Origin of the sequence: Streptomyces hawaiiensis, from assembly GCF_004803895.1 — a bacterium.
GTDB lineage: Bacteria > Actinomycetota > Actinomycetes > Streptomycetales > Streptomycetaceae > Streptomyces > Streptomyces hawaiiensis.
In genome coordinates, this window is record NZ_CP021978.1 from 2915944 (window position 1) to 2933088 (window position 17145).

Genomic DNA, 17145 nt, shown 5'->3' on the forward strand with positions numbered 1-17145 from the left:
TAACGCGGTGGTGTGCCTCACGAAGGCGTGCGCGCCGCCGCTGCCAGCAGCCGTGTCACGTCGTCGGAGCAGATCGTGAGCGCCGCCCCCACGGTCGCCAGCACATCGCGCTCGGCCGGGGTGTAGGGCCCGTCCGCCAGGGCGATGCGGGCGCCCTGGAGCAGGATCGATTCGCGGCCGACGGTCGCGAGGTGCGGGGCGAGCGGGTCCAGTGCCTCGTGCAGCTCTATGGCCAGCCCCGCACCGCAGGGTTCGCCGGAGATCCGGCCGGTGTCCGCCTCCAGCGCCTCGACGAGGGCGGCCAGCTGCTCCTCCGTGCAGTCGTCGAAGCCGGCCGCGCGCACGGCGAGGACGGCGGCCTCCAGTGCCGTACGGGACCCGGCGCCGCCCGCCGCCAGCACGGCGAGCGCGACGGTGTGCACGGCGTCGCGGAGCATCGCGGAGAAGCGGGTGGTGGTCGGATGGTCGAGGACGTCCGTGCCGAAGTGGCGGCGGCACGCCGCGCACTCCACGACCGGGCCGGTCTCGCCGCGCGGCAGCACGGGCAGGCCGAGCAGGGTGAAGCGGCGCTGTCCGGTCAGCCGCTGGTAGTTGCGGTCGCCGCCGCAGCCCGGGCAGAAGAACTCCCCGTCACCGGCGGCCGTCCACGCGGTGCGGGTGCCCAGGATGCGAGAAAGCCTGGCGGCATGGCCGTTTCGTCCCCGTCCTGGCAGCACGTCGCACCTCCGTCACGCCGCACGGCAACGTCGCCGCGCTTGCGTGATGTTAGCCACATCAGCGACGAGGAGTCAGCACCCCGGAGGAGACCTTTCCGTGACCTCCACAGGGAATGGCCGGTATACGACGGGGCTCCACCCGCCGGACATCGGCGGACGGAGCCCCTGCGGCATCCATGAGCGGCCGGTGGCCGCAGACCCGTACGGCTGGTCAGCGAGCCGCGCGGTTGACGGCCGAGACGACCGCCTTCAGCGAGGCCCGCGTGGTGTTCGCGTCGATTCCGATCCCCCACAGGACCTTGTCGCCGATCGCGCATTCGATGTAGGAGGCGGCCTGCGCGGAGGCGCCCTCGCTCATCGTGTGCTCCTGGTAGTCCAGCAGGCGTACGTCGATGCCGACGGACTGCAGGGCGTCGAAGAAGGCCGAGATCGGACCGTTGCCCGAACCGGTCAGGACGGTGTCCTGGCCGTCGAGCGTGGCCTCCACCTTCAGCGTGTCCACGCCGTCGGTGTCGGTCGTCGACTGGTTGTTCTTGACCTGGATCCGGCCCCACGGGTTCTCGGGGTTGGGCAGGTACTCGTCCTGGAAGACCGCCCAGATGTCCTTCGGCGTGACCTCGCCGCCCTCGGCGTCCGTCTTCGCCTGGATGAGCTTGGAGAACTCGATCTGCATCCGGCGCGGCAGTTCCAGCTTGTGGTCGTTCTTCAGGACGTAGGCGATACCGCCCTTGCCGGACTGCGAGTTGACCCGGATGACCGCCTCGTAGGAGCGGCCGACGTCCTTGGGGTCGATCGGCAGGTAGGGGACGGCCCACTCGATGTCGTCGACGGTGACGCCCTGGGCGGCCGCGTCGGCCTCCATGGCGTCGAAGCCCTTCTTGATGGCGTCCTGGTGGGAGCCGGAGAAGGACGTGTAGACCAGGTCGCCCACGTACGGGTGGCGCGGGTGGACCTCCATCTGGTTGCAGTACTCCCACGTGCGACGGATCTCGTCGATGTCGGAGAAGTCGATCTGCGGGTCGACGCCCTGGGAGAACAGGTTCATGCCCAGGGTGACCAGGTCGACGTTGCCGGTGCGCTCGCCCTGGCCGAACAGGCAGCCCTCGACGCGGTCGGCGCCGGCCATCAGGGCCAGCTCGGCGGCGGCGACGGCGGTGCCGCGGTCGTTGTGGGGGTGGATCGACAGGCAGACGTGCTCGCGGCGGGAGAGGTTGCGGCCCATCCACTCGAAGCGGTCGGCGTGCGTGGAGGGCGTGGAACGCTCCACGGTGGCGGGCAGGTTGAGGATGATCTCGCGGCCCGGGCCGGGCTGCCAGACGTCCATGACCGCCTCGCAGACCTCCAGCGCGAAGTCCAGCTCGGTGTCGGTGAAGATCTCGGGGCTGTACTGGTAGCCGAACTCGGTCTCGGGACCCAGCAGCTTCTCGGCGTACTCCATGACCAGCCGCGTGCCGTCGACGGCGATCTGCTTGATGTCGTCCTTGGAGCCGCGGAAGACGACCCTGCGGAAGACCGGGGCCGTGGCGTTGTACAGGTGGACCGTGGCGCGCTTGGCGCCCTTCAGGGACTCCACCGTGCGCTCGATCAGGTCCTCGCGGGCCTGGGTCAGCACGGAGATGGTGACGTCGTCCGGGATGGCCCCGGGCTCCTCGACGATGGAGCGCACGAAGTCGAAGTCGGTCTGGCCGGAGGCCGGGAAGCCGACCTCGATCTCCTTGTAGCCCATCTTGACCAGCAGGTCGAACATGGCGCGCTTGCGGGCGGGCGACATGGGGTCGATCAGGGCCTGGTTGCCGTCACGCAGGTCGGTGGAGAGCCAGCGGGGGGCGGTGGTGACGCGGTTCTGCGGCCAGGCGCGGTCCGGGATGTCGACCTGCTCGTAGCGGCCGTACTTGTGGATCGGCATGGAACTGGGCTGCTGGCGGTTCGCCATGATGCTTAGGGCTCCTCAGAGGGTGTCCGGAAGGACGGCCGACGACGCAGCACCAAGCTCCGCGGGGAGGGAGTCGGCCTCGACTACAGGCCCTCGCCGCGGCAGCTAAGGAGAAGCAGCCCGAAACGCATGATGCGCAGCATGCTAGCCGAGCCTCTCCCCGGCGCGTGGGGTCGTATCAGTATGCGGGACCGGGAGCACATACGGGACAAAAAGTGCGCTATACCACTCCGCCACGGAGCGTGAGGGTCGCTGTCCCGGTATTTCACCAATCATGGTGGCGTCTAGTGACAGTTTCGTCACGCAGTGCAAGGGTGCCGGGCATGACGTCTCACGGGGGCTTCGAGCCCGTCTTCTGCACCATCGTTCCGCCTCATGTCCTCGACAAGCTCGCCCAGGCCGAGGACCCCGCGCTCGCCGGTCCCGCCCGCCGCACCCTGCAGCGCGACGCCTACGAGCGCACCCAGCGCCGCCTCACCACGGTCATCGGCGCGACCGCCGTCGCCGCGGCCGCCGACGGCAAGCCGCGGCGCACCATCCACGACGCCCGGCACGGCACCGACCTGCCCGGCCACAAGGTCCGCGGCGAGGGCGACAAGCCCGGCAAGGACGCCACCGTCAACCGCGCCTACGCGGGTCTCGGCGCCACCTTCGAGCTGTTCCTGCGGGCGTACCGGCGCGACTCGATCGACGGCAGCGGCCTGCCGCTGAACGCGACCGTGCACTACGAGCGGGACTACAACAACGCCTTCTGGAACGGCGAGCAGATGGTCTTCGGCGACGGGGACGGGGAGATCTTCCTCGACTTCACCATCCCGATCGACGTCATCGGCCACGAACTCGCACACGGCGTCACGCAGTACACGGCCAACCTCACCTACTTCGGCCAGCCGGGCGCGCTCAACGAGTCCCTGTCGGATGTCTTCGGCGCCCTGATCAAGCAGTACACGCTCGGCCAGACCGCCGCCGAGGCCGACTGGCTGATCGGCGCGGGCCTGCTGGCCCCCCGGGTGACGGGCACGGCGCTGCGCTCCATGAAGGAGCCGGGCACGGCGTACGACGACGACGTCCTCGGCAAGGACCCGCAGCCCGCGACGATGGACGACTTCGTGCGCACCGGCCGCGACAACGGCGGTGTCCACATCAACTCGGGCATCCCGAACCACGCCTTCTACCTCGCGGCCACGGCCCTCGGCGGCCACGCCTGGGAGCGGGCCGGGCAGGTCTGGTACGACGTGCTGACCGGCGGCGAGCTCAAGGAGCAGGCGATGTTCGTCGACTTCGCCACGCTCACCGTGAAGGCCACCCGGGAGCGGTTCGGCGACGGGGAGGAACTGGACGCCGTGTCGAAGGCCTGGGAGCAGGTCGGGGTGCGGACCCTGTAGTTCCGTACTAGACAGGTGCCATGCGGATTCAGGTGAGGCGCACGGGCGGTTTCGCGGGCATCGAGCGGCATGCCGAGGTGGACACCTCGGGCCGGCCCGATGCCCCGAGTGGCACGCCCTGGCCGAGCGGGCGGTCGCCGCCGGCCGGAGCACGCCGCCGGTCGGGGTCCCGGACGGGTTCAGCTATCAGCTCACGGTGGACGGGAAGACCGTGTACTGCGCGGATCCCCGGCTGACGGAGGAGCAGCGAAAGCTGATCTCGCGGGTCCTGAAGGAAGGGGCGTAACAGCTCCTTCCCGCCCGGCCGTTGACTTCCGTTACCGCCGGTACGGATGATCCAGCGCATGGCGACTGACGCAGGCAACCCGATCCCCCGCTTCCCGGCCAGCTTCCTCTGGGGCGTCTCGACGTCCGCGCACCAGATCGAGGGCGCCGCGGACGAGCGCGAGCCGTCCGTGTGGGACGCCTTCACGGCCACGCCGGGACGGGTGAAGGACGGCTCGACGGCGTCGGTGGCCTGCGACCACGTCCACCGCCACCGCGAGGACGTGGCACTCCTGGCCGGTCTGGGCGTGAACGCCTACCGCTTCTCGGTCTCCTGGCCGCGGGTGCGCTCCGAGAACGGCCTGGACTTCTACGACCGGCTGGTGGACGACCTGTGCGCGGCGGGCGTCCGCCCGGTGCCGACGCTGTTCCACTGGGACCTGCCGGCCGACCTGGACTGGCTGGAGCGGGACACCGCCGAGCGCTTCGCCGAGTACGTGGCTCTCGTGGCCGACCGCCTGGGCGACCGCGTGACGAAGTGGATCACCCTGAACGAGCCCGCCGAGCACACCCTGCTCGGCCACGCCCTGGGTGTGCACGCACCGGGGAAGCGGCTGCTGTTCGACGCGCTGCCGGCCGCCCACCACCAGCTGCTCGCCCACGGCCTGGCCGTCCGGGCCCTGCGCGCCTCGGGTGCCACGGACATCGGCATCGCCAACTCGCACGGCCCGACCTGGGCGGCGTCGACCGAGGCGGCGGACATGGAGGCGGCGGAGTTCTACGACCTGCTGCTGAACCGGCTGTTCGCGGACCCGCTGCTGCTGGGCCGGTACCCGGACGGCATCGGCGAGCTGATGCCGGGGGACGTCGAGGCCGACCTGAAGGTGATCGCCGAGCCGCTCGACTGGTACGGGATCAACTACTACGCCCCGACCAGGGTGGGTGCCCCGCAGGGTGCGGAGATCGAGTTCGGCGGCGTCACCATGCCCGCCGAACTGCCCTTCTCCGTGCGGGAGATCGAGGGCCACCCGGTCACGGACTTCGGCTGGCCGGTCGTCCCCGAGGGCCTCACCGAGCTCCTCACCACCTTCCGCGACCGCTACGGCGACCGGCTCCCGCCCGTCGTCATCACCGAGAACGGCTGCGCGTACCCGGGCGTCGACGACCAGGACCGCGTCGCCTACCTGGACGGCCACGTCCGGGCCCTGCACCGGGCCGTGGCGGCGGGCGTCGACGTGCGCGGCTACTTCGTGTGGTCCCTGCTCGACAACTTCGAGTGGGCGGAGGGCTACGCACGCCGCTTCGGCCTGGTCCACGTCGACTTCGCCACCCTGGAGCGGACCCCGAAGGCGTCGTACCACTGGTACCGGGAGCTGCTGAGGGCGCAGGGTCCTACGGCTTGATGCCCACCCCGGTCCACAGGCTGACCTCGGCGTCGGTCGGGGCGTCGCCCTCGACGGCGTCCGGGCGCCAGCGGTGGCCGACCGCGACGCCCGGCTCCAGCAGGTCCAGGCCGTCGAAGAAGCGGGCGACGTCCTTCTGGGAGCGGAACCGCACCGGCGTGCCGGCCGAGGTGTAGATGTCGGTGACCTTCTGCCAGGTCTCGGGGTCGAAGTCGGGTGTGCAGTGGCTCAGCGCCAGGGCGCTGCCCGAGGGCAGCACGTCCAGCAGGCGGCGCACTATGCCGTAAGGGTCCTGGGCGTCGGTGACGAAGTGCATCAGGGCGTTGAGGGACAGCGCGACCGGACGGTCCAGGTCCAGGATCTGGGCCAGCTCGGGCGCGTTCAGCAGCGACTGCGGGTCGTTGACGTCGGCCTCGATGTAGGTGGTGCGGCCCTCGGAGGTGCTGCGCATCAGGCGCTCGGCGTACTTGAGCACGAGCGGGTCGTTGTCGGCGTAGACCACCCGGGCGTCCGGGACGACGGACTGGGCGACCTGGTGGAGGTTGGGCTCGGTCGGAATGCCGGTGCCGATGTCCAGCCACTGGCGGATGCCGTGCTCGCGGGCGAGGACGCGGGTGGCGCGGTGCATGAAGGCCCGGTTCTCGCGGGCGCACACGAAGATGGCGGGGTAGGCCTCGGCGACCCGCTCGGCCGCCTGCTTGTCGACCTCGAAGTGGTCCTTGCCGCCGAGGTAGTAGTCGTACATGCGGGCGGAGTGCGGCCTGCTGGTGTCGATGTCCCGCGCGGCGTGCGAGGTGCTCATGGGGGGTGCCTCTCGGTGGGGGGTGGTGGTGCGAGTGTGGTCCGGTGGGGCGTCAGCGGGCCGTCAGGTGGTCGGCGAGGCCCTGCTTGACCCCCGTGACGAACGCGGTGATCTCCTCGGGCGTGTAGATCAGCGCCGGGCCGGCGGGATCGGCCGACTGGCGCACGGCCACACGGCCGTCGGCGAGCTGCTTCGTCTCCACGCACTGGCCCCCGTTGGGGCCGCTCCACGGACGCTCCCAGCCCTGCTCGCCGAGGTCCGAGGCGGGCATCCCGTTGTACACGGCACCCTCGGTGATGGTCATGAGTACTCCTTCCGCATGCGGTTCAACAGCGCCTTGCTGTCCGCGGACGAGGTCTTCAGCGACAGCCGGTTGTGCGCCTCCAGATGGGCCATGACGTCCGCACGCTGGTCGAGGTAGACGGAGGCGGAGAGGATCTCGCTGTAGACGATGTCGGGCAGCTCCCGCTCCTCGAACCGGAAGTAGGTGAACGGCGCGCACGCCCCGACGTGGGCGCCCGCGCCGAACGGCACGATGTCGACGCTGACATGCTCCAGCTCGGACGCCTCCAGGAGCCGGTCGATCTGCTCCCGCATCACCTCGGGGCCGCCCACCACCCGGTGCAGCACGGCCTCCTCCATCACCACCCACAGCGTGGGCGCGTCCTGCTTCGTGAGCAGGCTCTGGCGGCGCAACCGCAGCTCCACGCGCCGGTCGAGGTCGTCGTCGCCGTCGTTCGGGAAGCCGCCGCTCAGCACGGCCCGCGCGTACCCGGGCGTCTGGAGCAGGCCCGTGACGTACTGCGGCTCATAGGTGCGCAGCGTTCTCGCGCCGGTCTCCAGGCTCACGTAGGCCGTGAACCAGGACGGCATCACATCGCGGTACGGGTTCCACCAGCCGGGCTCGTTGGCGCGCTCGGCCAGGGTGACGAACTCGTCGATCTCCTGCCGGCCGGCCCCGTAGGTCTCCAGCAGCTTCTCGACGTAGAGGATCTTCAGGCCGACCTCGGCCTTCTCCAGGCGGCGGATGGTCAGCGCAGTGACACGCAGGGCCTTGGCCGCGTCGTCGAGCGACAGGCCCGCGCCCTGCCGGGCCTCCTGGAGTCGGCGGCCCAGGATCATGCGCAGAACGGTGGGGGCGCCGGCGCCGGTGCCTGGTCGCGCGTCGTTCACGCCGTGCCTCCTGAGGGGTCGTCATCGCCGTCATCGCCGCTGAATTTGCGGGGACTTGAACGTTTCACCAGATCGCTCGGCCCGGGCGATACCGTCCTTCTGAAATTATCAGGGAGATGGTTGCAGCGTGAACTGCTCTGCGAGCATAGTTACTTGTGTGACCAGGGTTCCGGAAGCACCAACCCCCCATCCGGCCGGTCCGTTGCCCGCTCGCCCCTTCCTTGACTGCGCCCACCCCCCACGGAAGGCGATCGCCGTGTCCCCCCACACGACATCCACCCCCCGGTTCCCGGACGCGGTGCGCCCGGACCGCACAGACTGGCTGGAGCTGCCGCCGCAGCGGACGAGTGTCAGAATCGCCCGTCATGCCCTGCGCGCGCGGCTGACCTCGTGGCAGGTGCCCGAGGAGGTGTGCGCGAACGCCGTGCTGCTCGTGTCCGAGCTGGTGACCAACGCCGTGCTGCACACGCTCAGCGAACGGATCCTGTGCGGTGTGCAGCGGATGACACAGGCGCGCTTCCGGCTGGAGGTCCACGACGGCGACCTCACGGGCCGCGGCATCCCCGACCGTTGCCCCGGCCTCGACGACGAGAACGGCCGCGGCCTGCTGCTCGTACGCGAGATAGCGGACAGCTGGGGCATCACCCGCTCGACCCTCACGGGCGGCAACGCGGTGTGGGCGAGCCTCGGAAGGCCGCTGTGAAGCGCTGAGGAACCTCAGAACCCCAGCTTGCGCAACTGCCGCGGGTCCCGCTGCCAGTCCTTGGCGACCTTCACGTGGAGGTCCAGGCTGCATCGACATGCGGCTACCGCCGCGCAGCCGGCGTGCCCAGCAACACCACCACACCCAAGCCGCCCCGACGACCCACGCACTACGACTCAGAACCCCAGCTTGCGCAACTGCCGCGGATCCCGCTGCCAGTCCTTGGCGACCTTCACGTGGAGGTCCAGGCTGCATCGACATGCGGCTACCGCCGCGCAGCCGGCGTGCCCAGCAACACCACCACACCCAAGCCGCCCCGACGACCCACGCACTACGACTCAGAACCCCAGCTTGCGCAACTGCCGCGGATCCCGCTGCCAGTCCTTGGCGACCTTCACGTGGAGGTCCAGGAAGACCGGTGTGCCCAGAAGGGCCTCGATCTGCTTGCGGGACTTGATGCCGACCTCCTTCAGGCGCTTGCCCTTGGGGCCGATGATGATGCCCTTCTGGCTGGGGCGCTCGATGTAGACGAAGGCGTGGATGTCGAGGAGGGGCTTGTCGGCGGGGCGGTCCTCGCGGGGGAGCATCTCCTCGACGACGACGGCGATGGAGTGCGGCAGCTCGTCGCGGACGCCCTCCAGCGCGGCCTCGCGGATCAGTTCCGCGATCATGACCTGCTCGGGCTCGTCGGTCAGGTCGCCCTCGGGGTAGAGGGCGGGGCCCTCCGGGAGGAGCGGGACGAGCAGGTCGGCCAGCAGGTCCACCTGCGTGTCGGCGACGGCCGAGACCGGCACGATCTCGGCCCACTCGAAGCCGAGTTCCTTGCCGAGCTGGTCGATCGCGATGAGCTGCTCGGCGAGCGTCTTGCTGTCCACGAGGTCGGTCTTGGTGACGATCGCGATCTTGGGCGTCTTCTTGATGGACGCCAGTTCCTTAGCGATGAAGCGGTCGCCGGGACCGAGCTTCTCGTTCGCCGGCAGACAGAAGCCGATCACGTCGACCTCGGCCCACGTCGTGCGCACGATGTCGTTGAGCCGCTCGCCCAGCAGTGTGCGCGGCTTGTGCAGCCCCGGGGTGTCGACCAGGATCAGCTGGGCGTCCGGCCGGTGCACGATGCCCCGCACGGTGTGCCGCGTCGTCTGCGGCTGGTTCGCCGTGATCGCCACCTTCTGGCCGACCAGAGCATTCGTGAGAGTGGACTTGCCCGCGTTGGGACGGCCCACGAAGCAGGCGAAGCCGGCCCGGTGGACAGCTCCGGCGGGCTCTTCGGATGACTGGGTACGAACGCTCATGGCGCCCATTGTCCCTGATCCACGGAGCCGCCCCGTACCGGACGTGCCTCGTGAGCTTCCCGAAACCCTTACGCAACGAAACGTCACGGAAACACACCCGTACGCGACCGGAAACGCAGGCCGGTGAACCTCTGACGAGCCCCCGGAGCCCCCACCCGTTGGAGACACCGTGCCTCTGGCCGCCGCAACCGCCGACACCGGCGACACCGCCTGGCTGCTCGCCGCCACCGCCCTCGTCCTGCTGATGACCCCGGGCCTGGCCCTGTTCTACGGCGGCATGGTCCGCACGAAGAGCGTGCTCAACATGCTGATGATGAGCTTCGTGTCGATCGCCCTGGTCACCGTGGTGTGGCTGGCCGCCGGCTACTCCCTGGCCTTCGGTGAGGACGCGGCAGGGGGTCTCATCGGCGGGCTCGACCACGCCGGGATGAGCGGCCTCGGCCCGGACAGCGTCCAGGGCACGGTTCCCACCCTCCTCTTCGCCACCTTCCAGCTCACCTTCGCGATCGTCACGGCCGCACTGGTCAGCGGCGCGGTCGCCGACCGGGCGAAGTTCGGGGCCTGGCTGGTCTTCGTGCCGGTGTGGGCGCTGCTCGTATACGTTCCGGTCGCGCACTGGGTGTGGGGCCCGGGCGGCTGGATCCTGGAGAGGCTGGGGGCCCTGGACTTCGCCGGCGGGCTGCCCGTGGAGATCGTCTCCGGCGCCTCGGGGCTGGCGTTGTGCCTGGTCCTGGGCCCGCGCATGGGCTTCAAGAAGGACGCCATGCGCCCGCACAACCTGCCCATGGTGATGCTGGGCGCCGGTCTGCTCTGGTTCGGCTGGTTCGGCTTCAACGCCGGCTCCGCGCTCGGCGCCAACGGTCTCGCGGCCGCCGCGTTCCTCAACACCCTCGCCGCGGGCTGCACCGGCCTGCTCGGCTGGCTCTTCGTGGAGCAGAAGCGCGACGGCCACCCCACGACCCTCGGCGCCGCCTCCGGCGCGGTCGCGGGCCTGGTCGCCATCACCCCGTCCTGCGGGTCCGTCTCGCTGCTGGGCGCCCTGGTCGTCGGCCTCGCCGCCGGCGTCGTCTGCTCGTACGCCGTGAGCTGGAAGTTCAAGCTGAACTACGACGACTCCCTGGACGTCGTCGGCGTCCACCTGGTCGGCGGGGTCGTCGGCACGCTCCTCATCGGCGTCTTCGCCGTCGAGTCGATGACCGGCGGCGCCGAGGGCCTCCTCTACGGCGGCGGCCTCGGTCAGCTCGGCAAGCAGTTGGTGGCCGTGGTCGTGGTGGCCGTGTACGCGTTCGGCGTGACGTACGGCATCGCCAGGCTGATCGACGCCACGATGGGCCTGCGCGCCAGTGAGGAGCAGGAGCAGACCGGCCTGGACCTTACGGTGCACGCCGAGACGGCCTACGATCACGGGGTCCTGGGCCACGGCGCCCCGGTCTCCTCCTCCGTCGTCCCCCACGCCCAGAAGGTCACCCCCCAGGCATGAAGCTCATCACCGCGATCGTCAAGCCGTACCGACTCGACGAGGTCAAGAACGCCCTGCAGGAACTCGGCGTGCACGGCCTGACCGTCAGCGAGGCCAGCGGCTACGGCCGGCAGCGCGGCCACACCGAGGTGTACCGCGGCGCCGAGTACCAGGTCGACCTCGTACCCAAGGTCCGGATCGAGGTCGTCGTCGAGGACGCGGACGCCGAGGCCGTCATCGACGCGGTCGTGAAGGCCGCGCACACCGGCAAGATCGGCGACGGCAAGGTGTGGGCGCTGCCCGTCGACACGGTCGTGCGGGTGCGGACGGGCGAGCGCGGCCCCGACGCGCTCTGACACCGGGGCCGCGCCGCTTTCGTTCTCAGTCGAACACGAACGGGCCCGGTGACTGCGGCCCGGTCGCCGTGCAGGTGATGGTGATACCGAAGACGGTCATCTTCAGCGAGCCGCCGAAGGCCTCGAGGCTGTCGCCCGAGGCCACGGTGCCGTCGAGGGGACCGACCTCCACGGGGGCGCCGGCGGCCATCGCCGGGTTCTTTGTGGCGGTGAAGTCGACGGTGCCGCCGCCGCTCTTCACCAGGGTGAGGGTGGACGAGATCGAGTCCTCTCCCAGCGCGATGGGCGCCGTGATCGCGGAGGACTTGACGGTGAGGGTGGCGGCGGTGCCGTCCTGCGTGGCCGTGAGGGTGGCCTCGCCACTGCCGAAGGTGCCGCAGTCCGCGCTGATCGTCGCCGTCTGGGGGGTGACGGCGAGGGCCGCGGGGGCGAAGGCGAGCCCGGTGACCGCGAGGGCCCCGGCCGCCAGTGCGGCACCTGCTCCGATTCGCTTGCATCTCATGGGATTCCGGCTCCGTTTCCGTGTGGGGGGACCGCTCGGCAGGTGAGTGCGGGCACGCTGCGCGAGGGCCGAACCTGACGGTCCGTCGGAATTTACGGTTCCATTGATGCGCGTGAGGCAGGGGGCGGCAAGGTTGAAAACTGGCCTAATTACCGGCGGTTACAGCGAAGTTCAGCCGGCGGTCAGGGTGACGCGGACCGTCCCGTCGGGCCCGGCCACCAGTACCGGCGTCCCGGCGCTGCCGAGATCCCGTACCGCCGCCCGGTCCTGCGCGGACGCGGTCTCCGCCTCGGTCACGACGGCCGCCGCCTCCAAGGACGTCGCGCCCGAGGCCACCGCCATCGCCACCGCCGTCTGCAGGGCACTGAGCTTCAGGGAGTCGAGGGCCACGGTGCCCGCGACATAGGTGCGTCCGGTCTCGTCCCGTACGGCCGCGCCCTCGGGCACGCCGTTGCGGGCCCGCGCGGAACGGGCCAGGGTGACGATCTTGCGGTCCTCGGGGTCGAGCGCGCTGCTGTCGGTCATGATCCGAGCATACGGAAGCGTCAGGAGCGGTCGAGGCGCAGGCGGTCCGCTCGGGGCAGGCCCGCGACGACCAAGTCGTAGGAGTCCTCGATGAGCTCCCGGACCAGCCGGTCCGGGAGGTCGCCGTCGACCGTGACCGTGTTCCAGTGACGCTTGTTCATGTGCCAACCCGGCACGATCAGCCCCTCGTGCTCGCCGCGCAGGCGGATCGCCTCCTCCGGGTCGCACTTGAGGTTGGCCTTCAGCGGGCGCGCGTCGAGGTGCGACAGGGCGAAGAGCTTGCCCCGCACCTTGAAGACCGAGATCTCCGGGCTGAACGGGAAGTCCTCCACCGCCGCGTTGAAGGACAGGCAGAACGCGCGCAGTTCCCGCGGGGTCATTCCGGCTTCTCCTCCTTCGGCGGGTCCGCCCGGCCCGCCGGCTCCGCCAGCACCGTCACGATCTTGTTCCGGCGACCGGCGGCGGCCTCCGCGGTCAGGCGCAGCTCCCGGCCGTCGGGCAGGTCCACGATGGACGAGGCACCCGCGATGGGGACGCGGCCCAGCGCCTTGGCCAGCAGACCGCCGACCGTCTCGACGTCCTCGTCGTCGTACTCCTCGAGGCCGTACAGCTCGCCCAGGTCGCCGATGTCCAGGCGGGCCGTGACGCGGAAGCGGTCCTCGCCGAGCTTCTCGACCGGGGGCAGTTCACGGTCGTACTCGTCGGTGATCTCGCCGACGATCTCCTCGAGGATGTCCTCGATGGTGACGATGCCGGCCGTGCCGCCGTACTCGTCGATGACGACGGCGACGTGGTTGCGTTCCTTCTGCATCTCGCGCAGCAGGTCGCCGGCGTTCTTGGTGTCGGGCACGAAGAACGCCGGGCGCATGGTCGTGGACACCTGCTCGGACTCGGCGTCGCGGCTGATGTGCGTCTTGCGGACCAGGTCCTTCAGATACACGATCCCGACGATGTCGTCCTCGCTCTCCCCGGTCACCGGGATGCGCGAGAAGCCGGAGCGCAGGGCGAGGGTGAGGGCCTGGCGGATGGTCTTGAAGCGCTCGATCACCACCAGGTCCGTGCGCGGGACCATGACCTCGCGGACGAGGGTGTCGCCCAGCTCGAAGACCGAGTGCACCATGCGGCGCTCCTCGTCCTCGATGAGGGACTCCTTCTCGGCGAGGTCGACCAGCGCGCGCAGCTCCGCCTCGGAGGCGAAGGGGCCGCGGCGGAAGCCCTTGCCGGGTGTGAGCGCGTTGCCGATGAGGATCAGCAGCGACGGGATCGGGCCCATGATCCGGGCCAGCGGCACCAGGACGTAGGCCGAGACCGTCGCTGTGTTCAGCGGGTGCTGCCGGCCGATGGTGCGCGGGGAGACCCCGACGGCGACGTACGACACGAGGACCATGACCGCGATGGCGACCAGCAGGGCCTCGGTGGTGCCGTCGAACTCCTGGAGGCACCCGTAGGTGATCAGCGCGGCGGCGGCCATCTCGCAGGCGACGCGGACCAGCAGCGCCACGTTCAGGTAGCGCGTCGGGTCGGCGGCGACCTGGGAGAGCTTGGCGCTGCCGCGGCGGCCGGAGCGCACGGCCTCCTCGGCGCGGAAGCTGGAGACGCGCGCGAGGCCCGCCTCCGCGCAGGCGGCGAGCCAGGCCACGACGACCAGGGCGATGGCGCCCAGGGCGAGTTGCGGATTCATCGGTGGCTTAAGAGACCGTCGGCGCCGGGGACGGGCCGGTCAGGCCCCGCTCCGCGCGCCAGCCGTCCACGATGGCCGCCTGGAGGCCGAACATCTCGGCCTTCTCGTCCGGTTCCTCATGGTCGTAGCCCAGCAGGTGCAGCACGCCGTGGACGGTGAGCAACTGGAGCTCCTCGTCCATGGTGTGCTGCGTGTCGGCTTCCTTGCCCTGTTTCTCGGCGACCTCCGGGCACAGCACGATGTCGCCGAGCAGACCCTGCGGCGGCTCGTCGTCGTCCTTGGACGGCGGGCGCAGCTCGTCCATGGGGAAGGACATGACATCCGTCGGACCCGGGAGGTCCATCCACTGGATGTGGAGCTGCTCCATGGCGTCGGCGTCCACGACGATCACCGAGAGCTCGGAAAGCGGGTGGATGCGCATCCGAGCGAGCGCGTAGCGGGCGATGTCGAGGATCGCCTGCTCGTCGACCTCGGTGCCGGACTCGTTGTTGACGTCGATCGACATGGTGCTGTGTGTGTCTACTTCCCCTTGTGCCCGGACTTGCCGCGGCTGTTGTGCGCGCCGTTCTGGGTGCCGTGCGTGGTGTCGTACTTCTCGTACGCGTCGACGATACGGCCCACCAGCTTGTGCCGGACGACGTCCTGGGACGACAGCCGGGAGAAGTGGACGTCCTCGACGCCGTCCAGGATGTCCTGCACCTGGCGCAGACCGCTCTTCGTCCCGTCGGGAAGGTCGACCTGCGTCACGTCACCCGTGATCACGATCTTCGACTCGAAGCCGAGGCGGGTGAGGAACATCTTCATCTGCTCGGGGCTGGTGTTCTGGGCCTCGTCCAGGATGATGAAGGCGTCGTTGAGCGTACGACCACGCATGTATGCCAGCGGCGCCACCTCGATCGTGCCCGCCGCCATCAGCCGCGGGATCGAGTCCGGGTCGAGCATGTCGTGCAGCGCGTCGTAGAGCGGGCGCAGGTAGGGGTCGATCTTCTCGTAGAGGGTGCCCGGGAGGAAGCCGAGCCGCTCTCCCGCCTCGACCGCGGGGCGGGTCAGGATGATGCGGTTGACCTGCTTGGACTGCAGGGCCTGCACCGCCTTGGCCATCGCCAGGTACGTCTTGCCGGTGCCCGCCGGGCCGATGCCGAAGACGATCGTGTGCTTGTCGATCGCGTCGACGTAGCGCTTCTGGTTGAGCGTCTTGGGGCGGATCGTGCGGCCGCGCGAGGACAGGATGTTCTGCGTGAGCACCTCGGCCGGGGTCTCCTGGCCGTCGCTCTCGCCGTTGTCGCTCGCCTTGAGCATGGCGATCGAGCGTTCCACTGCGTCCTCCGTCATCGGCTGCCCGGTGCGGAGCACCAGCATCATCTCGTCGAACACGCGCGAAATGAGGGCGACGTCCTTCGGGTCGCCGATCGCGCTGATCTCGTTGCCCCGGACGTGGATGTCGGCCGCCGGGAAGGCCTTCTCGATCACGCGCAGGAGGGAGTCGCCGGACCCCAGCACGGTCACCATGGGGTGCTGGGCGGGGACGGTGAACCGCGCTCTCGCCTGCTCCTGCGCGGGGGTGTGGGCTGTGGGTGTCTGAGTCATGGGCCGGCGCTGAAGGCCTGCGGTTCCTCCTCGTCATGGCCGCACAGCTGAGGGCGGCCTCGCGATTCCCAGGGTACGACGGGGGAGTGACAACGCCGTAGGGGTTTTGGGGGCGGGTTGGAAACGGGGTGCCGGGGGCCCAGGGGGCGGCCTCCCTGGCGGGCCGGGGCGTCACGCCGAGCGCCGAAAGCCGATCGTGGGGACGGCACGCCGCAGCGGCCAAGGCCTGACCAGTTCCTCCGACACGAGCCCCGCCAGGAACCCGTACCTCTCCAACGCCACCGGTGACTGCCCCTGGACCGACTGCACCTTCCGCCACCACGCCGCGATCTCCGACCACCCCGGCGCCGACAGCGACCCCCCGAACTCCTGCACCGACAGCGCCGCCGTCAGCCCGGCGAAGGCCAGCCGGTCGGCCAGCGGCCAGTCCGCCAGCGTCCCGGCCACGAACCCGGCGACGAACACGTCACCGGCCCCGGTCGGATCGAGCGCCTCGACCGCGATGGCCGGCACCTCCGCCGTCTCCCCCGTACGCCGGTCCACCGCATACGCCCCGTCCGCCCCGAGGGTGACCACCGCGAGCGGCACGTACGCGGTCAGGGCGTGTGCGGCGGCCCGGGGGCAGTCCGCGCCCGTGTACCGCATCGCCTCCTGAGCGTTCGGCAGGAACGCCTCGCAGTGCCGCAGGTCGGGCAGCGCCGCCAGATCCCACGCCCCGGTGTCGTCCCAGCCGACGTCGCCGAACACGCGGGTGCCCTTGCTCGCGGCCTGGGCGATCCAGGGCGCGCTCACGCCGGGCGCGAGGGAGGCGACGGCGGCACGCGCGCGGGGCGGGCAGGCGGGTGCGGGCTCCTCGGGGGGCGGCTCGTGGCCGTGCGAGACCATCGTGCGCTCTCCCTCGTAGGCCATGGAGACGGTCACCGGGGAGTGCCAGCCGGGCACCGTGCGCGACGGGGAGAGGTCGATGCCCTCGCCGTGCTCCAGGGCGTCCCAGCAGTAGTCGCCGTAGTGGTCGTCGCCGAAGGCCGCCGCGAGGGACGTGCGCAGGCCGAGGCGGGCCAGGGCGGTGGCCATGTTGGCGACGCCGCCGGGGCTCGACCCCATCCCGCGCGCCCAGGACTCCGTGCCGCGCACCGGGGCGGAGTCGAGGCCGGTGAAGATGATGTCCAGGAAGACGGTGCCGGTGAGGTAGACGTCCCAGGGCGGGTCGTCCGGTGTGCGCAGGGGGGCGAGGGGATCGACCTGGCTCTGGCGGTGCGATCCCTTTCCGGCCGGTCCCTTTCCGGCCGGTGCGGTGGACGCGATCACGATGCGCTCCCTGACGTGGTGCGGATCAGGCCAGTTTGCACCACATCACCGACAAC

18 protein-coding genes and 1 pseudogene are annotated in these 17145 nt (G+C 70.4%); 6 read left to right on the top strand and 13 right to left on the bottom strand.

Annotated features, from left to right (window positions below; all coding sequences use genetic code 11):
- Positions 1-17: 17 nt before the first annotated feature.
- Both CEB94_RS13450 and leuA read right to left on the bottom strand, forming a co-directional pair.
- Positions 18-716 carry a tellurite resistance TerB family protein gene (locus CEB94_RS13450; protein ID WP_175432449.1) on the bottom strand — a complete coding sequence of 233 codons (699 nt, stop codon included), beginning with the start codon at positions 714-716 and terminating at the stop codon, positions 18-20.
- Between the two features lie 211 nt (positions 717-927).
- Complete coding sequence (gene leuA / locus CEB94_RS13455) at positions 928-2649, bottom strand: 2-isopropylmalate synthase (RefSeq protein ID WP_175432450.1); 1722 nt, start codon at positions 2647-2649, stop codon at positions 928-930.
- Between the two features lie 323 nt (positions 2650-2972).
- Here leuA and CEB94_RS13460 point away from each other — a divergent pair, with 323 nt between their 5' ends.
- The 3 genes and pseudogenes from CEB94_RS13460 to CEB94_RS13470 all read left to right on the top strand — a co-directional run bounded on the left by CEB94_RS13460 (position 2973) and on the right by CEB94_RS13470 (position 5701).
- The gene (locus CEB94_RS13460) at positions 2973-4034 is read left to right on the top strand and encodes a M4 family metallopeptidase (RefSeq protein ID WP_175432451.1); all 1062 of its coding nucleotides are present in this window, start codon (positions 2973-2975) and stop codon (positions 4032-4034) included.
- Positions 4035-4054: 20 nt separating this feature from the next.
- Positions 4055-4320: pseudogene (locus tag CEB94_RS13465) on the top strand (protealysin inhibitor emfourin).
- A 46-nt stretch (positions 4321-4366) separates the two neighbouring features.
- Positions 4367-5701, top strand: coding sequence for a GH1 family beta-glucosidase (locus tag CEB94_RS13470; RefSeq protein ID WP_175432452.1), 1335 nt, complete (start codon positions 4367-4369; stop codon positions 5699-5701).
- On the opposite strand, the gene CEB94_RS13475 is transcribed toward CEB94_RS13470, so the two are convergent.
- From CEB94_RS13475 to CEB94_RS13485, 3 genes are read right to left on the bottom strand one after another with little or no spacing between them, the layout of a single operon-like run.
- Positions 5691-6503 (bottom strand): SAM-dependent methyltransferase, encoded by an 813-nt coding sequence (locus CEB94_RS13475; protein ID WP_175432453.1) that lies wholly within the window; start codon positions 6501-6503, stop codon positions 5691-5693. The two genes, CEB94_RS13470 and CEB94_RS13475, sit on opposite strands and share 11 nt — an antisense overlap.
- A 52-nt stretch (positions 6504-6555) precedes the next feature.
- Complete coding sequence (locus CEB94_RS13480) at positions 6556-6807, bottom strand: DUF397 domain-containing protein (protein ID WP_175432454.1); 252 nt, start codon at positions 6805-6807, stop codon at positions 6556-6558.
- On the bottom strand, positions 6804-7676 hold the full coding sequence (locus tag CEB94_RS13485) for a helix-turn-helix domain-containing protein (RefSeq protein ID WP_175432455.1): 873 nt from the start codon (positions 7674-7676) through the stop codon (positions 6804-6806). The genes CEB94_RS13480 and CEB94_RS13485 overlap by 4 nt, the downstream gene beginning before the upstream one ends.
- A 256-nt stretch (positions 7677-7932) precedes the next feature.
- Here CEB94_RS13485 and CEB94_RS13490 point away from each other — a divergent pair, with 256 nt between their 5' ends.
- Positions 7933-8379, top strand: a complete 447-nt coding sequence (locus CEB94_RS13490; RefSeq protein WP_175432456.1) for an ATP-binding protein — start codon at positions 7933-7935, stop codon at positions 8377-8379.
- 338 nt (positions 8380-8717) lie between these two features.
- Here CEB94_RS13490 and era read toward each other — a convergent pair whose 3' ends face one another.
- The gene (gene era / locus CEB94_RS13495) at positions 8718-9680 is read right to left on the bottom strand and encodes a GTPase Era (protein WP_175432457.1); all 963 of its coding nucleotides are present in this window, start codon (positions 9678-9680) and stop codon (positions 8718-8720) included.
- Positions 9681-9840: 160 nt separating this feature from the next.
- Here era and CEB94_RS13500 point away from each other — a divergent pair, with 160 nt between their 5' ends.
- The gene (locus CEB94_RS13500; protein ID WP_175432458.1) at positions 9841-11151 is read left to right on the top strand and encodes an ammonium transporter; all 1311 of its coding nucleotides are present in this window, start codon (positions 9841-9843) and stop codon (positions 11149-11151) included.
- Positions 11148-11486, top strand: coding sequence for a P-II family nitrogen regulator (locus CEB94_RS13505; RefSeq protein ID WP_053669183.1), 339 nt, complete (start codon positions 11148-11150; stop codon positions 11484-11486). The genes CEB94_RS13500 and CEB94_RS13505 overlap by 4 nt, the downstream gene beginning before the upstream one ends.
- A 25-nt stretch (positions 11487-11511) precedes the next feature.
- Here CEB94_RS13505 and CEB94_RS13510 read toward each other — a convergent pair whose 3' ends face one another.
- From CEB94_RS13510 to CEB94_RS13540, 7 genes are all read right to left on the bottom strand, one after another.
- A complete protein-coding gene (locus CEB94_RS13510; RefSeq protein WP_175432459.1) occupies positions 11512-11988 on the bottom strand; it encodes a hypothetical protein in 477 nt (158 codons plus the stop codon).
- 171 nt (positions 11989-12159) lie between these two features.
- Entirely contained in the window at positions 12160-12513 is a 354-nt protein-coding gene (locus CEB94_RS13515) for a cytidine/deoxycytidylate deaminase family protein (RefSeq protein ID WP_175432460.1), read from the bottom strand.
- Between the two features lie 20 nt (positions 12514-12533).
- Entirely contained in the window at positions 12534-12893 is a 360-nt protein-coding gene (locus tag CEB94_RS13520; RefSeq protein WP_175432461.1) for an MmcQ/YjbR family DNA-binding protein, read from the bottom strand.
- A complete protein-coding gene (locus CEB94_RS13525; RefSeq protein WP_175432462.1) occupies positions 12890-14194 on the bottom strand; it encodes a hemolysin family protein in 1305 nt (434 codons plus the stop codon). The genes CEB94_RS13520 and CEB94_RS13525 overlap by 4 nt, the downstream gene beginning before the upstream one ends.
- Before the next feature lie 7 nt (positions 14195-14201).
- The gene (gene ybeY, locus CEB94_RS13530; protein WP_175432463.1) at positions 14202-14699 is read right to left on the bottom strand and encodes an rRNA maturation RNase YbeY; all 498 of its coding nucleotides are present in this window, start codon (positions 14697-14699) and stop codon (positions 14202-14204) included.
- Between the two features lie 14 nt (positions 14700-14713).
- The gene (locus CEB94_RS13535) at positions 14714-15781 is read right to left on the bottom strand and encodes a PhoH family protein (protein ID WP_175432464.1); all 1068 of its coding nucleotides are present in this window, start codon (positions 15779-15781) and stop codon (positions 14714-14716) included.
- A 171-nt stretch (positions 15782-15952) separates the two neighbouring features.
- Complete coding sequence (locus CEB94_RS13540) at positions 15953-17089, bottom strand: carbohydrate kinase family protein (RefSeq protein WP_175432465.1); 1137 nt, start codon at positions 17087-17089, stop codon at positions 15953-15955.
- Between the last annotated feature and the right edge of the window lie 56 nt (positions 17090-17145).

Coding starts and splice junctions, on each gene's coding strand:
- leuA (WP_175432450.1), bottom strand. CDS start 2,649: ATGGCGAACCGCCAGCAGCCCAGTTCCATGCCGATCCACAAGTACGGC.
- CEB94_RS13460 (WP_175432451.1), top strand. CDS start 2,973: ATGACGTCTCACGGGGGCTTCGAGCCCGTCTTCTGCACCATCGTTCCG.
- CEB94_RS13470 (WP_175432452.1), top strand. CDS start 4,367: ATGATCCAGCGCATGGCGACTGACGCAGGCAACCCGATCCCCCGCTTC.
- CEB94_RS13475 (WP_175432453.1), bottom strand. CDS start 6,503: ATGAGCACCTCGCACGCCGCGCGGGACATCGACACCAGCAGGCCGCAC.
- CEB94_RS13480 (WP_175432454.1), bottom strand. CDS start 6,807: ATGACCATCACCGAGGGTGCCGTGTACAACGGGATGCCCGCCTCGGAC.
- era (WP_175432457.1), bottom strand. CDS start 9,680: ATGGGCGCCATGAGCGTTCGTACCCAGTCATCCGAAGAGCCCGCCGGA.
- CEB94_RS13505 (WP_053669183.1), top strand. CDS start 11,148: ATGAAGCTCATCACCGCGATCGTCAAGCCGTACCGACTCGACGAGGTC.
- CEB94_RS13510 (WP_175432459.1), bottom strand. CDS start 11,988: ATGAGATGCAAGCGAATCGGAGCAGGTGCCGCACTGGCGGCCGGGGCC.
- CEB94_RS13515 (WP_175432460.1), bottom strand. CDS start 12,513: ATGACCGACAGCAGCGCGCTCGACCCCGAGGACCGCAAGATCGTCACC.
- CEB94_RS13520 (WP_175432461.1), bottom strand. CDS start 12,893: ATGACCCCGCGGGAACTGCGCGCGTTCTGCCTGTCCTTCAACGCGGCG.
- CEB94_RS13525 (WP_175432462.1), bottom strand. CDS start 14,194: ATGAATCCGCAACTCGCCCTGGGCGCCATCGCCCTGGTCGTCGTGGCC.
- ybeY (WP_175432463.1), bottom strand. CDS start 14,699: ATGTCGATCGACGTCAACAACGAGTCCGGCACCGAGGTCGACGAGCAG.
- CEB94_RS13535 (WP_175432464.1), bottom strand. CDS start 15,781: ATGACTCAGACACCCACAGCCCACACCCCCGCGCAGGAGCAGGCGAGA.